The 12558-nt window shown below is 68.7% G+C and carries 17 protein-coding genes; 8 read left to right on the forward strand and 9 right to left on the reverse strand.

Going from position 1 to position 12558, the window contains the following annotated elements; all coding sequences use genetic code 11:
• The first annotated feature begins 45 nt into the window (after positions 1–45).
• Genes ABTW65_RS28145 through ABTW65_RS28155 form a run of 3 tightly spaced genes read left to right on the forward strand, consistent with a single transcriptional unit; the run spans position 46 to position 3859 of the window.
• Positions 46–1500, forward strand: a complete 1455-nt coding sequence (locus ABTW65_RS28145; protein ID WP_350666354.1) for a basic amino acid/polyamine antiporter — start codon at positions 46–48, stop codon at positions 1498–1500.
• 26 nt (positions 1501–1526) lie between these two features.
• Entirely contained in the window at positions 1527–2777 is a 1251-nt protein-coding gene (arcA, locus tag ABTW65_RS28150; protein ID WP_350666356.1) for an arginine deiminase, read from the forward strand.
• A 17-nt stretch (positions 2778–2794) separates the two neighbouring features.
• Entirely contained in the window at positions 2795–3859 is a 1065-nt protein-coding gene (locus ABTW65_RS28155; RefSeq protein WP_350666358.1) for a hypothetical protein, read from the forward strand.
• Between the two features lie 83 nt (positions 3860–3942).
• Here the strand turns inward: ABTW65_RS28155 and ABTW65_RS28160 are convergent, their stop codons facing one another.
• The 7 genes from ABTW65_RS28160 to ABTW65_RS28190 are packed head-to-tail and all read right to left on the reverse strand — an operon-like array spanning position 3943 to position 6703.
• Complete coding sequence (locus tag ABTW65_RS28160) at positions 3943–4116, reverse strand: CsbD family protein (RefSeq protein ID WP_350666360.1); 174 nt, start codon at positions 4114–4116, stop codon at positions 3943–3945.
• A gap of 53 nt (positions 4117–4169) precedes the next feature.
• Positions 4170–4754, reverse strand: a complete 585-nt coding sequence (locus ABTW65_RS28165) for an Asp23/Gls24 family envelope stress response protein (protein ID WP_350666362.1) — start codon at positions 4752–4754, stop codon at positions 4170–4172.
• Positions 4751–5287, reverse strand: coding sequence for a DUF6286 domain-containing protein (locus ABTW65_RS28170; protein WP_350666363.1), 537 nt, complete (start codon positions 5285–5287; stop codon positions 4751–4753). Before ABTW65_RS28170 ends, ABTW65_RS28165 begins: the two co-directional genes overlap by 4 nt.
• Positions 5284–5694 (reverse strand): Asp23/Gls24 family envelope stress response protein, encoded by a 411-nt coding sequence (locus tag ABTW65_RS28175; protein WP_350666365.1) that lies wholly within the window; start codon positions 5692–5694, stop codon positions 5284–5286. Before ABTW65_RS28175 ends, ABTW65_RS28170 begins: the two co-directional genes overlap by 4 nt.
• Positions 5687–5863: a DUF2273 domain-containing protein gene (locus ABTW65_RS28180; RefSeq protein ID WP_141805347.1), complete on the reverse strand. Its 177-nt coding sequence runs from the start codon at positions 5861–5863 to the stop codon at positions 5687–5689. Before ABTW65_RS28180 ends, ABTW65_RS28175 begins: the two co-directional genes overlap by 8 nt.
• 31 nt (positions 5864–5894) lie before the next feature.
• Positions 5895–6221, reverse strand: coding sequence for a hypothetical protein (locus ABTW65_RS28185; protein ID WP_350666367.1), 327 nt, complete (start codon positions 6219–6221; stop codon positions 5895–5897).
• Between the two features lie 2 nt (positions 6222–6223).
• Positions 6224–6703: an Asp23/Gls24 family envelope stress response protein gene (locus ABTW65_RS28190; RefSeq protein ID WP_350666369.1), complete on the reverse strand. Its 480-nt coding sequence runs from the start codon at positions 6701–6703 to the stop codon at positions 6224–6226.
• Positions 6704–6880: 177 nt separating this feature from the next.
• Between ABTW65_RS28190 and ABTW65_RS28195 the strand changes: the two genes are divergently transcribed.
• Genes ABTW65_RS28195 through ABTW65_RS28210 form a run of 4 tightly spaced genes read left to right on the forward strand, consistent with a single transcriptional unit; the run spans position 6881 to position 9137 of the window.
• Complete coding sequence (locus tag ABTW65_RS28195; protein WP_350666371.1) at positions 6881–7450, forward strand: RNA polymerase sigma factor; 570 nt, start codon at positions 6881–6883, stop codon at positions 7448–7450.
• Positions 7441–7914, forward strand: coding sequence for a hypothetical protein (locus tag ABTW65_RS28200; RefSeq protein ID WP_350666373.1), 474 nt, complete (start codon positions 7441–7443; stop codon positions 7912–7914). Before ABTW65_RS28195 ends, ABTW65_RS28200 begins: the two co-directional genes overlap by 10 nt.
• 48 nt (positions 7915–7962) lie before the next feature.
• A complete protein-coding gene (locus ABTW65_RS28205; RefSeq protein ID WP_350666375.1) occupies positions 7963–8781 on the forward strand; it encodes a MerR family transcriptional regulator in 819 nt (272 codons plus the stop codon).
• Positions 8778–9137 (forward strand): VOC family protein, encoded by a 360-nt coding sequence (locus ABTW65_RS28210; RefSeq protein WP_350666377.1) that lies wholly within the window; start codon positions 8778–8780, stop codon positions 9135–9137. Before ABTW65_RS28205 ends, ABTW65_RS28210 begins: the two co-directional genes overlap by 4 nt.
• A gap of 15 nt (positions 9138–9152) precedes the next feature.
• On the opposite strand, the gene ABTW65_RS28215 is transcribed toward ABTW65_RS28210, so the two are convergent.
• Positions 9153–9407: a hypothetical protein gene (locus ABTW65_RS28215; protein WP_350666379.1), complete on the reverse strand. Its 255-nt coding sequence runs from the start codon at positions 9405–9407 to the stop codon at positions 9153–9155.
• 331 nt (positions 9408–9738) lie between these two features.
• Here ABTW65_RS28215 and ABTW65_RS28220 point away from each other — a divergent pair, with 331 nt between their 5' ends.
• Positions 9739–10995, forward strand: coding sequence for an LPXTG cell wall anchor domain-containing protein (locus tag ABTW65_RS28220; protein ID WP_350666381.1), 1257 nt, complete (start codon positions 9739–9741; stop codon positions 10993–10995).
• A gap of 79 nt (positions 10996–11074) precedes the next feature.
• Here the strand turns inward: ABTW65_RS28220 and ABTW65_RS28225 are convergent, their stop codons facing one another.
• Entirely contained in the window at positions 11075–12541 is a 1467-nt protein-coding gene (locus ABTW65_RS28225; RefSeq protein WP_350666383.1) for a peptide MFS transporter, read from the reverse strand.
• Positions 12542–12558: the final 17 nt, after the last annotated feature.

A 12558-nucleotide genomic window follows, 5' to 3' on the forward strand; every position in this document is an offset into this window, starting at 1 on the left:
TTCCGGGTGAGGTGGACAGATCGGATCGGGCATCGGATCAAGGGCATGAGTTCTGACGCTGCCACCACCGAGGCCCCCGCTGCAGCGAAGATGAGTCTTCCCACCCTGACCGCGATGGTCGTGGGTGGGATGGTCGGCGCCGGCGTCTTCTCCCTGCCGGCCCGGTTCGGGGTAGCCACCGGCATCCTCGGCTCGCTGATCGCCTGGGCGGTCGCGGGCGCCGGGATGCTCATGCTGGCCTTCGTCTTCCAGAGCCTCGCGATCCGCAAGCCCGAGCTCGACTCCGGGGTCTTCATCTACGCCAAGGCCGGCTTCGGCGACTACGCCGGCTTCAACTCCGCGATCGGCTTCTGGGCCAGCTCCATCGCCGGCAACACCTTCTACTGGGTCTTCATCGGCGCCACCATCGGCGCGTTCTTCGAAGGCTTCGGTGACGGCGACACCGTGCTCGCGGTCGCGCTCTCGACGGTCGGCGTGTGGCTCTTCCACTACCTGATCGCGCGCGGCGTCCGCGACGCCGCGGTGATCAACCGGATCGTCACGGTCTTCAAGGTCCTGCCGATCCTGGTGTTCATCGTCGTCCTCTTCATCTCCTTCGACGCCGGCGTCTTCGCCGACAACTGGGTCGCCACCGGCTACGGCGATCTCGGCAACCTCGACGAGCAGATCCGCAACACGATGCTGATCACCACCTTCGTCTTCATCGGCATCGAAGGGGCCAGCGTCTACTCCCGTTACGCCAAGAAGCGCGAGGACGTCGGGAGGGCGACCGTGCTGGGCTTCCTCAGCGTGCTGTCGATCTTCGCGCTGGTCACCCTCTCCAGCTACTCAGTCGTCCCGCAGCCGGAGCTGGCCGCCACCCGGCAGCCGTCGATGGTGGGGGTCTTCGAGTCAGTGGTCGGCGACTGGGGCGAGGTGTTCATCAGCGTCGCGGTGATCGTGTCGGTCCTGGGTGCCTACCTCGCTTGGACCTTGATGGCCGCGGAGGTCATGTACATCCCGGCCCGCTCCGACGACATGCCCGCCTTCCTGGGCCAGGAGAACCGCAACGGCACCCCGATCACCGCGCTCGTGGTGACGTCGCTGGGCGTCCAGGGGCTCCTCGCCCTCACCCTGTTCGTCAACGACGCGCTCAACTTCATGCTCGATCTCGCCACGAGCCTCGCGATCCTGCCCTACCTGCTGGCCGCCGCGTACGCCCTCAAGCTCGGCCTGACCGGCGAGGCGTACGAAGGGGTGCCGGCCGGCGTACGCCGCAAGGAGACGATCGTTGCTGGCATCGCGACGGCGTACACGATCTTCCTCTTCGACGCTGCTGGGCTGAAGTTCGTGCTGCTGATGACGCTGATCCTTGCGCCGGCATCGCTGCTGTACATCAAGGCCCGCAGCGAACATGGCCGGCGGATCTTCAGTCCCACCGAGATCGCGCTGTTCGGCGCAATCCTCATTGGAGCGGCGATCGCCGTCATCGGCCTTTTCTCCGGCCGGATCTCCCTCTGATCACGTCCTCAACAGAAAGGCATCCCATGTCCGAGCAGGAGTCCGCGTACGGCGTCCACTCCGAGGTCGGCAGGCTCAGGAAGGTGCTCGTCTGCGCACCCGGCCTGGCCCACCGCCGGCTCACCCCCAGCAACAACGACGAGCTCCTCTTCGACGACGTGATGTGGGTCGAGAACGCCCAACGCGACCACGCCGACTTCGTGAACAAGCTGACCCAGCGTGGTGTCGAGGTCGTCGAGCTGCACGACCTGCTGGCACAGACGCTCGCGGTCGCTGGCGCAAAAGACTGGATCCTCGACCGCAAGATCGTGCCGAACCAGGTCGGCCTCGGGCTGGTCGACGACACCCGCACCTACCTTGAGTCGGTCTCGGAGCGGCAGCTGGCGGAGTTCCTCATCGGCGGCCTCGCGACCAACGACCTGCCCGGCGACTTCCGCTCCGACTACGTCAATCTCGCGCGGGAGTCGACCGGTGCCCGGGAGTATCTGATGCCGCCGCTGCCGAACACGCTCTACACCCGGGACACGACCTGCTGGCTGTACGGCGGGCTGACCATGAACCCGCTCTACTGGCCGGCGCGCAAGGACGAGACGCTCCTCTACAAGGCGATCTACCAGCACCACCCCGACTACGTCGGCTCGACCGTGTGGTGGGGCGACCCCGAGCAGGAGTGGGGGCAGGCCAGCTTCGAGGGCGGCGACGTGATGCCGGTCGGCAACGGGGTCGTGCTCGTCGGCATGAGCGAGCGCACCTCCCGCCAGGCGATCACCCAGGTCGCCAAGGCCCTCTTCGAGCAGGGCGCCGCGGAGAAGGTCATCGTCGCCGGGATGCCGAAGCTGCGGGCCGCCATGCACCTGGACACGGTCTTCACCTTCGTCGACCGCGACATCGTCACGCTCTATCCGACGATCATGGACGCGGTGCACACGTTCACGCTGGTGCCCTCCGACCAGTCCCCCGGGGTCGAGGTGATCGACCACGGCGACGCGGCCTTCGTCGACGTCGTGGCCAAGGCGCTAGGGCTGCCCGAGATCCAGGTGATCGACACCGGCGGCGACGTCTACCAGTCCGAGCGGCAGCAGTGGGACAGCGGCAACAACGCGGTCGCGCTCGAGCCCGGCGTGGTGTTCACCTACGACCGCAACACCCTCACCAACACGCTGCTGCGCAAGGCCGGGGTCGAGGTCATCACCATCGTGGGCGCCGAGCTCGGCCGGGGCCGCGGTGGCGGGCACTGCATGACCTGCCCGATCGTCCGCGATCCCGTGGAGTTCTGAGCCATCGCGGCCGAGCAGTGAGCACACAGGAGACCCCCGACGTCAGCGCCGCCCGCCCCGGACGTCGCGCCTGGATCACGCGCATCGTCCTGCTGGTGGTGGCGGCGCTCAGCACCGTCACCATCGTGCGCCTGGTCGGGCAGGTCGACTGGGATGCGGCCCGGAGCGCGCTGACCCAGCTCAGCTGGTGGCATCCGATCGTGCTGCTCGTCGTCGTGCTGGCTCGTCAGATCCTGCTGGCGATGCCACTGAGCTTCTTCATCCCCGGCGTGACGTTCTACCGGGCGACCATCAACGACCTCGGCGCGACGATGATGGCGCTCGTCGCGCCGCCACCCAGCGACATGGCGCTCAGGGTCGCGATGTTCAAGTCGTGGGGGGTCAGCACCGCCAAGGGCCTCGCCGGCACGGTGATGAACTCGCTGACGTTCTACATCGCGAAGTTCGGCGCCCCGCTCCTCGGGTTCGTCGTGCTGCTCGCCATCGGCGAGTCCCCGTCGTACCGGTGGCTCGAACTGCTCAGCATCGCTCTCGCGGTCGCCATCCTGGTGACCGTCCGGATGGTCGTACGCAGCAACCGGCTCGCGCGCGTCGTCGGGACCCGGGCCGCGCTGATCGTGCGCCGGTTCCGAAGGACGGTCGACCCCGATCGTTGGGCCGACGCCTGCCAGAGCTTCCGTGGAGACGTCGCCGAGCGGTTCCACCGCGGCTTCCCCCTGGCCGTGCTCTCCCAGGCCGGCATGATGGCCGTCGACCTCGCCGCGCTCACGCTGTGCCTGCGTTTCGTCGGGGTCTCCGCGGACGAGGTCAGCTTCGTGTGGGTCTCGATCGCGTACCTGTTCGCGTTCCCGTTCACGGCGTTCCCCCTCTGGGGGATCGGGATCGTCGACGCCCTGATCCTCGCCGCACTGGTCGAGGCCGGCGGGCTCGAGGTCGAGGCGGCGGCCGTCGCCGGCCTGATCGTGTGGCGCGTGTTCACCATCGCCCTGCCGGTGCTGTTCGGCGCTGTTGCCGTCGCGACGTGGCGGCGTGAGGTCGCTGTGTCCGATGCCTCCGGGGGTGGAGCCACACCTTCCGGGTGAGGTGGACAGAGGCTCGATGCTCCTGGCGACGGCGTGACCCCGCCCCCGCTCGGGTCACGCCGTCATCAGGAGCATCGAGAGGACTACTTCTTGAACTTGTCCTTGACGCCCTCGACGGTGTTCTTGGCCGAGGCCTTGGCCTGATCCATCTTTCCCTCGGCCTTGAGGGAGTGGTCGTTCGTCGTCTTCCCAGCAACCACCTTGGCCTTGCCGAAAGCCCCCTTGGCGGCGTTCTTGGCCTTGTCGATCATGCTCATCGTCGGTCTCCTTCGGTTGTGTCGTGATGGATGGTGAGGGGTTCAGGGCGCGGTCAGCGCACGCGCACGTTGGACTGTTGCCGTGCCTTGCCGCGCCGCGGCGAGTCGATCAGGATCCGGCAGGTGATCGCCTGGTCCGGGAACGCCGCGGCCAGGTCGCGGGTGCAGATCTCGGCGGCGTCGGTGATCGACGCGGTCGAGGCGACGGGATCGACCCGTCCACGCAGGAGGATCACCGGTCGCGACCGGATGGTGACGACCGTTCCGGTGACGCCGGTGAGGGCGGCCATGTTCTCGAGCCTACCCCCGGAGGTATCGGCGATCGAGCGGAGATCGGCCTGGACGCGACCGGTCTCGTCGCTCGCCCGGAGGCGCAGCGTCGAGGGGCCGCGCCGGCGCAGGTGCGCCAGCAGCCACACCAGGCCGAGGAATCCCAGGACGATGCCTGCCGCGGCAAGCGCCCAGGGGAACCAGCCCGCTGTCACGACCTCGCGGGCCGGCCCGGTGGAGAGCTCGGTCGGGTAGGTCCCGAAGACCCATCGGTAGTGCCAGTCGACCATCAGCAGACCCAGGGCGACCAGAAGGATCGCCACGACCAGCGTCAGGGCACGGTCGATCCTGATCATGCGGGGTGTCATCGGGGAACCTCCGTGGCTCGTACCTTGATGCGGGCTCCGGTCAGTCGGCCGACCTGGTCGTCGAGTACGGCACTCGCGTGCTCGGCCACCGTCGCCGCGTCCTGCGCGACGATGTCGACGATGATGCGACGCCGTGACCTCAGGGATGACTCGGCCGAGACCACTCCGGGGAGCCGGTCGGCTGTCTCCTGGGCGATCGCCGCGACCGCGCCGGGTGAGAGCCACAGGTCGGCATCGCCGGCGACACGCAGGTGCGTACGCCTGCCGGGCCTGAGCCCGAGCCAGAGCAGCACCAGCCCGATGAGCGCAACGACCCCGCCGCCGATGGCCAGCCCGACGGACGCGCGTACGCCGTCGAGTCCCTCGACCAGGTCGGGGACGAGCGGCGTACCGGCCGCCCACCCCTGGCCGACCGCGAGATCACGGACCGCGACCACGGCGACCGCGATCAGCACGAGGGCCAGCACGGTGGCCGTCGCGACCGCTAGAGGCGCGCGGCGTGGTTGGGCGCGTGGCGCGGTGTGCGTGCTCATTCCACCCTCCTGCTGGTGTCGTCGGAGGCCGACGGGTCGACCGCGTGCACGGTGACGTCGACGCTCCGGATCTGGATGCCCGAGAGGCGGAACGCCTCCTGACGTACGGTGTCCCGCACTGCCGTGGCGACCTGGGAGATGTTGCCGGGCCATGCCATCGCGACGTCGACCTTCACCCGGACGGCGCGGCCCTCGGCGGTGATGTCGGCCTTCGGCAGCGTCATACCGGTGATCCGGCCGAGCGTGCTGCGATGGGTCACCGTCCCCGGGACCTGCAGCACGATGTGCTCGACGATCCGCTGGAGGGCCTTGTTGCGCACATCGAGGGTGCCCCGGTCCTCGACGAGGTCGGGGTCGTGCGTGCCGTCATCGCTGGTCGGCATCGGGCGCGTCGGGGTGTCAATCACGGCGTCCTCGCAGCAGGCTGCCCAGGTCGAGCTCGCCGTCGACGTGGCCACCGATGAGGTAGCCGGCGCCGCCGAGCACGACGGCCAGCAGCAGGCCGATGAGGCCCCCGGTGACGATCGCGATCGTGAGCAACAGTCCGGCGACCAGGCCTAGTGTCGAGTTGGTCATGACGTGTTCTCTCCTTCAGAGGTCGAAGCGGTCAGGCCGTAGCCGAGCCTGTGCTGCCGGGCGGGAGGATGTCCTCCACCGTGATGTCCACCGGGCCCGAGACGTACGGCCGGACCGCGTCACGCACCGCGTCGGTGGTGCCGATGACCGGTGCTCCCCAGTGCAGGACCACGTGGACCGAGCAACCGGGCTCACGCATCCGGATCCCGTTGACCCGGCGCCCGGGGAGGTACGTGGCCACCTCCCCGGCGACGCCGGCATGCAGGTCATGGACACCGGGCACCGCGAGCACGGCCGCCGCCACCACGTCCACCACTTCCGGCTCGGCGCCTTCGTGTGGATCGGGGTCGGCCTGCACGGTCACTCCACCCGCCGGCCGGCGTCCGGGTCCGAGTCGCGCGCCTCGTCCTCGAGGAAGACGTCGTGCACGGTGATGTTGACCTCGGTGACCTCGAGACCGGTCATCCGCTCCACCGAGGCCTTCACGTTGCGACGGATCGCGGTCGCGAGGTCGGGGATCGAGGTGCCGTACTCGGCGACGATGTCGAGGTCGGCGGCTGCCTGCCGCTCCCCCACCTCGACCGCAACGCCCTGACCCATGTTGGTCCGCGAGCCCGGGATCCGCTCGCGGAGAGCCCCGGCCGCACGCGCCGCGCCGCCACCGAGGTCGTGCACACCGCTGATCTCCCGAGCAGCGATCCCCGCGATCTTCGAGACCACCGTGTCGGCGATCGAGGTACGCCCGTACTCGCTCACCAGAGCACCCGAGTCCGTCCGGTCCAGCTGACCGTCGGTCCCCGTGGTCGACAAGCTCGTGGTCTCCGACTTCGTCTGCGCCATGAGAGGCACCTTCCTGATCGTGTTCGGTCCTTCTAACGCTGGTTAGTCGCAGCCTCGGGCCGATGTGTCACAGGAATTCGGGTGTGTTCTGGATCACATCTCTTTGCTTGGGGATGGTAGAACTCTCCTATCCAGACTCTGCCCGTCTCGTGGCAGCAGACGAGGAACTCGGGGGCAATGTCGAAATCGCAGGCTTCATCTGAGCCGTTGGCGACGGATGAGGCACTGGTGCGCGCGGCCCGCCTGGGCGACCACGAGGCGTTCCGGGAGATCGTGGACCGTCATGGCCCCGCCATGTATCGCTACGCCCTGCACATGGTCGGCGACGCCAGCGACGCCGCCGAGGCGACCCAGGAGGCGTTCGTCTCCGCGTGGCGGAGCCTGTCGAGCTTCGCGGGGCGGTCCTCGCTGCGTACCTGGTTGATCCGTCTCGTGCACCGTCGCGCCGCCGATCTCCAGCGCAACCGACGCGCGACACCCATCGACGACGGGCTGATGTCGCGGCTGACTCCGGCCGCGCCGGACAACCCGCTGCAGTCTGTTCTGGACGCCGAGCTTCTGGAAGCGTTGCAGCTAGCATTGAATGAACTGCCGTGGCATCAAAGGGCGACCTGGCTGTTGCGGGAGGTCGAAGAGATGAGTTACGAGGAGATCTCCATCGCCCTGGCCATGCCGATCGGCGCCGTCCGCGGACACCTGTACCGCGGACGACGCACACTCGCGGAGAGGATGGCTCGATGGCGTTAGATCCCAGCCCCCTCGGCCGCGCCATCCGCGCCGCCCGGGCGGAGCAGCCCCCGGGTTGGGTCGACCTGGCCGGCTCGATCATGTCGCGCGTGCGCGCCATCGTCATCCCGTCCGAGCCGATCCTCACCTTCACCGAGCAGGGCACGCCGGCGCGCGATGAGCAGGGCTCGGAGACGTACGTCTCGGCACGCGTCGTCACCGCGGCGCTGCGCCGGCTGCTCCAGGAGCACCCCACCCACGCCCCGGACACCATCGACCTGCACCTCGACGACAGCCGCCTGATCGGCATAGAGATCCGCCTCGTCGCCAGATACGGCGTCGAGCTCCACCCGCTCGCCGACACCCTGCGCCCGCAGATCCTCGAGATCGTCGAGGGCCTCCTCGGGCCGGCTCCGGGCCTCGATCTCTCGACGATCGAGATCGAGTACGTCGACGTCACCCGAGGCGACCCGAACCGGACCTGACCCCGCACCGCTTGCCTCTCCCCCAGGGGGAGGCCTGAGGATGGCCGCATGAGCGACCCCCTGATGTCCATCGGGACCTTTTCGCGCGCCGCCAGCCTGTCCGTCAAGACGCTTCGCGCCTATCACGGGCAAGGCCTGCTCACACCGGCCGCGGTGGACCCGGAGACCGGGTTCCGTCGGTACGCCGCCGGGCAGCTCGCGGATGCGGGCGTGATCCGTCGGCTCCGCGAGCTGGAGGTTCCGCTCGCCGACGTCGCCACGATCCTGACGGCGCGTGACCCGGAGGTCACCGCAGCGACTCTCGCCCGCCATGCCGAGCAGATGCGCGAGCGCGCCAAGCGGGTCGAGCAGATCGTCCACGACCTGCACGCGGCCCCACCGGAGTCCTGGACCCCGCCGCGCCTCGCTGAGCTCCCCGCGATGAGCGCGGTCGCGGTGACCGGCGTCGTCCGAGACGGCGCGTACGACGCATTTCTGGTGACGGCGTACGCGCGCCTGGAGCAGGCCTGCCTGGACGCAGGCGTCGAGATCACCGGCCCATCGTCGGCCTTGTACGACGCGGAGTTCCTCGACGACGCCGAACAGGAGGTCACCGCGTACTTTCCCGTGGACGCGGACGTCGCCCCCGCGGGGACGACCCTGCTGCACCTGCCACCCGTGATCGCCGCGGTCGTCACCCACGCCGGGGACCACGAGACCCTCCCCGACACCTACGGGCTCCTCGGCGCCTGGGTCGCCCACCACGGAACCCCGACCGGACAGCCGCTCCGGGAGGCGTACGTCGCCAACGTCTCCGACGGCGTACCTCCGTCGGCCTACCAGACCGACATCGTCTGGCCGCTCACCCCTCGAAAGGACACTCCATGACCCTCACCCTTGCCGCGATCAGCTTCGACTGCGCCGACGCGCTGCGTACCGCCGAGTTCTGGGCCGCCGCGCTGGACCGGAAGCTCGACGAGGGCAGCACCGAGGAGTTCAGCTCCATCGGCCTGAAGGAGGCCACGCCCGGCACAGCGGCGTGGCTGTTCACGAAGGTCCCCGAGCCGCGCCGGGCCAAGAACCGTGCTCACCCCGACCTGGTCGCACATGACCGCCCGGCGGAGGTCGCTCGCCTGGTCGAGCTCGGCGCCACGGTCCTCGGCGAGCACGACGAGTTCGGTATCCAGTGGACGGTCCTGCGCGACGTCGAGGGCAACGAGTTCTGCGTCGCCAGCGCGCACTGAACGCCGCCGTCCAGCTCACCTTTCAGTTGGGAAGGCGTCTCCGGTCTTCACCCGCACCGGCAGCCCCTCGCACTCCTGCGGCAACGACCGCACCGCCGCCGAGGCCGGGTCGAAGGCGTAGACCACCACCGCCGGTCCACCACCCTCGGCGGCACCGATCGCGACTCCTTCGATGCCCTCCCCGATCCACTTCTCGGCGACCGTCAGCGCTCGCCGTGACCGCTCATCGAGGGATGGGATCTCGGCGTACAGGTCGTCGTCCGCGCTCATGTCTCCAGGCTACGCCCGCTACCCGACCCCAAGCCGGGGCAGGCAACGCAAGGGGCGAAAGTCCCGTTCAGCCCACCCCAATATTGGGTAGGTGAAGATGACTCCCGCAACCCGCTGAGACAGGGCCGGGAGACCCTCCTCTCACAGGACTCGCCGAGGCGGCCCACGCGCCGCACTTGCTCCTCGGTTTCAAGAGGTCCCCACCATCCACCCGAGATCGGCCCAGGCCGACCGCGACGGGCATCCCTGTCCGCCCGCCCGGTCTCGGGTACCTCAGCCCTGCCCGCTCACCACGGGCACGGACCACGACGACCCATGAAGGAACCAACCCATGAACGTGCACCGCTCCACCAAGATCGGCCTCGCGGCTGTAGCCGTTGCCGGAGTCGCCACGGTCGCGGCAGCCCCTGGGGCTCAGGCCGCGCAGGACTGCAAGACGACCACCGTGACCTCTCAGGTCAAGGTCGCCGACGAGAAGAAGACCACCGAGGTCACGCCTGCGGTCACGCACGTGGAGCACACCGACGCGGTGTCCCACGAGGAGTCCCGCTTCTCGAAGGTGGTCAAGGGTCAGAGCCACGAGGCTGTCACCGAGGATCAGTTCCGCAACTCGGTCTACACCCGGACCTACACGCCCGGCACCGAGGCGGTGACCGACACCATCGAGCACCCGGCTGAGACACATACGGTCGAGCACCCGGCCGAGACACACGTCGTCCACCACGAGGCGGTCACCCACGAGGAGACTCGCGTCACGGCCCGGGGCTACGCCTACAGGCAGAAGGAGACCGGCAAGGTCCGCTACCTGAACACGCCGGACTGGAACGGCGAGGACGAGCACGGCGACCTGGGCTGGGTCCGCTTCGCAGGGGGCGACCTGACCGAGACCGTCACCGTCGTGGACGAGGAGGCGTGGGACGAGACGGTCGTGGACAAGGAGGCCTGGACAGAGACCGTAGTGGACAAGGAGGCCTGGACCGAGACCATCGTGGTCGAAGAGGCCACTCCTGCCGTCTTCGGCCCGTGGCAGTGGGACCACTTCACCACCTGGACCACCACGTCGGGCACCCCGGCCGATGAGGACGGTCAGGACGGCGAGGACAACCCGCTGAACCTGTCCCAGATCGGCGAGCAGTACGAGCAGACCGTGATCACCAGGGAGGCCTACACCGACCCCGACGTCACGGTCTACTTCGTCCAGGACGGTGAGCCGACCACGAACCTGGCCGACGCATCCTGGACCGCCGACGAGCCTGAGGGTTGGGACCTGGTCGACACCCGCACGGTGGAGGACAGCCCGGCATCGGACGTCACCGTGGAGGACTCGCCTGCCTCTTCGGTCACGGTCGTCATCCCGGCTGTCTACGAGACCAACACCAACAAGTCGGAGAAGTGCGCGGCGGTCGTCAAGGCCGCCAGCACCAGCACCAAGGCCGACTCCGAGGTCCCGACCCGGATCGATGCCGGTCTGGCTGGGAACCTGCCGAACACGGGCGGTCCGAACGGAGTGCTCCTCGCCGTCGGCGGGCTGCTCGCCGGCATCGGCGGCATCGGGGCCTTCCTCACCCGTCGCCGGAAGAACGCCTGACCCACATTTCAGGTCGTGACCCGGGCGAACGAATTTTCGTTCGCCCGGGACAGCGGTTCGGACGCGTACGTCGAAGGGATCAGTGCACGCCGGCCATCAGCCGGCGGATGGGCCGGTTGCCGATGAGCAGCAGGACACCTACGACGACGGAGGCGAGGCCGACCCACCAGAAGAAGCCGCTGTCGTCGGTGACGTCGTAGAACTCAGCGAGACGGCCGGACATCGCGGTGCCGAGGGCGACGGAGAGGAAGAAGAGCGCCATCATCTGGGTCTGGAACCGCGCCGGGGCGAGCTTGGTGGCCAGCGAGAGTCCGACCGGGGAGAGCAGCAGCTCGGCGAGGGTGAAGAGCAGCAGGATGAACGCGAGGCCGATCAGCGGCACCGAGTGAGCGCCGCTCGGCATCAGCAGGAACGCCCAGAACGCCAGCCCCATCAGGATCGTGCCGAGACCGAACTTCACGGGCGTCGACGGCTGGCGGGAGCCGAGCTTGGTCCACAGCGCGGCGAAGACGCCGGCCAGCAGGATGATGAAGACCGGGTTGATCGAATTGACCCACGAGACCGGCATCTCCCAGCCGAAGATGTCTCGGTCCAGGCGCTGGTCGGAGTAGACCACCATGACGGTGAACTGCTGCTGGTAGAGCGACCAGAAGACCGCCGAGGCGATGAACAGCGGCACCATCGCCCACACCCGGCTCCGCTCGATGGCGGTGACCTGGCGGCTGAGCAGGATGACGGCGAAGAGCGCGACCGCGGCGACCGCGCTGATGCCGATCACGATGTTGGCCAGCCGAGGTGCGGTGATGACGCCGGTCAGGCAGAGCACCACGATCGCAGCCACGGCGGCGACCGCGATGGCGATCCAGCGGCCACGCTCGTTGGCGGGAAGCGGGTTGGGTACGACGCGGCTCGACGCAGGAAGCCGGCCCCGGCCCAGCGAGTACTGCACCAGACCGAGGATCATGCCGACCGCGGCCAGCCCGAAGCCGACGTGGAAGCCCCACTGCTTCTGCAGCAGCCCGGTCAGCAGCGGGCCGACCAGGGCACCCAGGTTGATGCCCAGGTAGAAGAGGGAGAATCCGGCGTCGCGGCGCTCGTCATCGGCGGCGTACAAGGTGCCGACCAGGGACGAGGCGTTCGCCTTCACGCCACCCGAGCCGAGCGCGATCAGCACGAGCCCGACGCCGACTCCGGCGATCCCCGGGATCAGGGCGAGCCCGAGGTGGCCGAGGACGACGAGGCAGGCAGAGGCGAAGAGCGTACGCTCCGCGCCGAGCAGGCGGTCGGCGATCCAGGCCGCGATGATCGTCGACAGGTAGACCGCGCCGCCGTACGCACCAACGATCCCGAGCGCGACCGTCTCGCTGATCCCGAGACCACCCTGGGCCGCGGAGTAGTAGAGGTAGATCGCCAGGATGCCCTGCATGCCATAGAAGCTGAACCGCTCCCACAGCTCGACGCCGAACAGGTTGGCCAGTACGCGCGGCTGCCCCAGGAAAGACCGCTCGCCGGGATCGGCGGTGGTCTCACTTTTAACTTGACTCATTACTTCAGGTTCACAAG

Source organism: Nocardioides sp. NPDC127503 (genome assembly GCF_040302165.1).
Lineage (GTDB): Bacteria > Actinomycetota > Actinomycetes > Propionibacteriales > Nocardioidaceae > Nocardioides.

Bases quoted from the DNA above. Each gene is read 5' to 3' on its own strand.
- ABTW65_RS28165 (WP_350666362.1), bottom strand. From the start codon at position 4,754: ATGACACCCCGCATGATCAGGATCGACCGTGCCCTGACGCTGGTCGTG.
- ABTW65_RS28145 (WP_350666354.1), top strand. From the start codon at position 46: ATGAGTTCTGACGCTGCCACCACCGAGGCCCCCGCTGCAGCGAAGATG.
- arcA (WP_350666356.1), top strand. From the start codon at position 1,527: ATGTCCGAGCAGGAGTCCGCGTACGGCGTCCACTCCGAGGTCGGCAGG.
- ABTW65_RS28210 (WP_350666377.1), top strand. From the start codon at position 8,778: ATGACCCTCACCCTTGCCGCGATCAGCTTCGACTGCGCCGACGCGCTG.
- ABTW65_RS28205 (WP_350666375.1), top strand. From the start codon at position 7,963: ATGAGCGACCCCCTGATGTCCATCGGGACCTTTTCGCGCGCCGCCAGC.
- ABTW65_RS28170 (WP_350666363.1), bottom strand. From the start codon at position 5,287: ATGAGCACGCACACCGCGCCACGCGCCCAACCACGCCGCGCGCCTCTA.
- ABTW65_RS28220 (WP_350666381.1), top strand. From the start codon at position 9,739: ATGAACGTGCACCGCTCCACCAAGATCGGCCTCGCGGCTGTAGCCGTT.
- ABTW65_RS28200 (WP_350666373.1), top strand. From the start codon at position 7,441: ATGGCGTTAGATCCCAGCCCCCTCGGCCGCGCCATCCGCGCCGCCCGG.
- ABTW65_RS28190 (WP_350666369.1), bottom strand. From the start codon at position 6,703: ATGGCGCAGACGAAGTCGGAGACCACGAGCTTGTCGACCACGGGGACC.
- ABTW65_RS28225 (WP_350666383.1), bottom strand. From the start codon at position 12,541: ATGAGTCAAGTTAAAAGTGAGACCACCGCCGATCCCGGCGAGCGGTCT.
- ABTW65_RS28215 (WP_350666379.1), bottom strand. From the start codon at position 9,407: ATGAGCGCGGACGACGACCTGTACGCCGAGATCCCATCCCTCGATGAG.
- ABTW65_RS28160 (WP_350666360.1), bottom strand. From the start codon at position 4,116: ATGAGCATGATCGACAAGGCCAAGAACGCCGCCAAGGGGGCTTTCGGC.
- ABTW65_RS28180 (WP_141805347.1), bottom strand. From the start codon at position 5,863: ATGACCAACTCGACACTAGGCCTGGTCGCCGGACTGTTGCTCACGATC.
- ABTW65_RS28195 (WP_350666371.1), top strand. From the start codon at position 6,881: ATGTCGAAATCGCAGGCTTCATCTGAGCCGTTGGCGACGGATGAGGCA.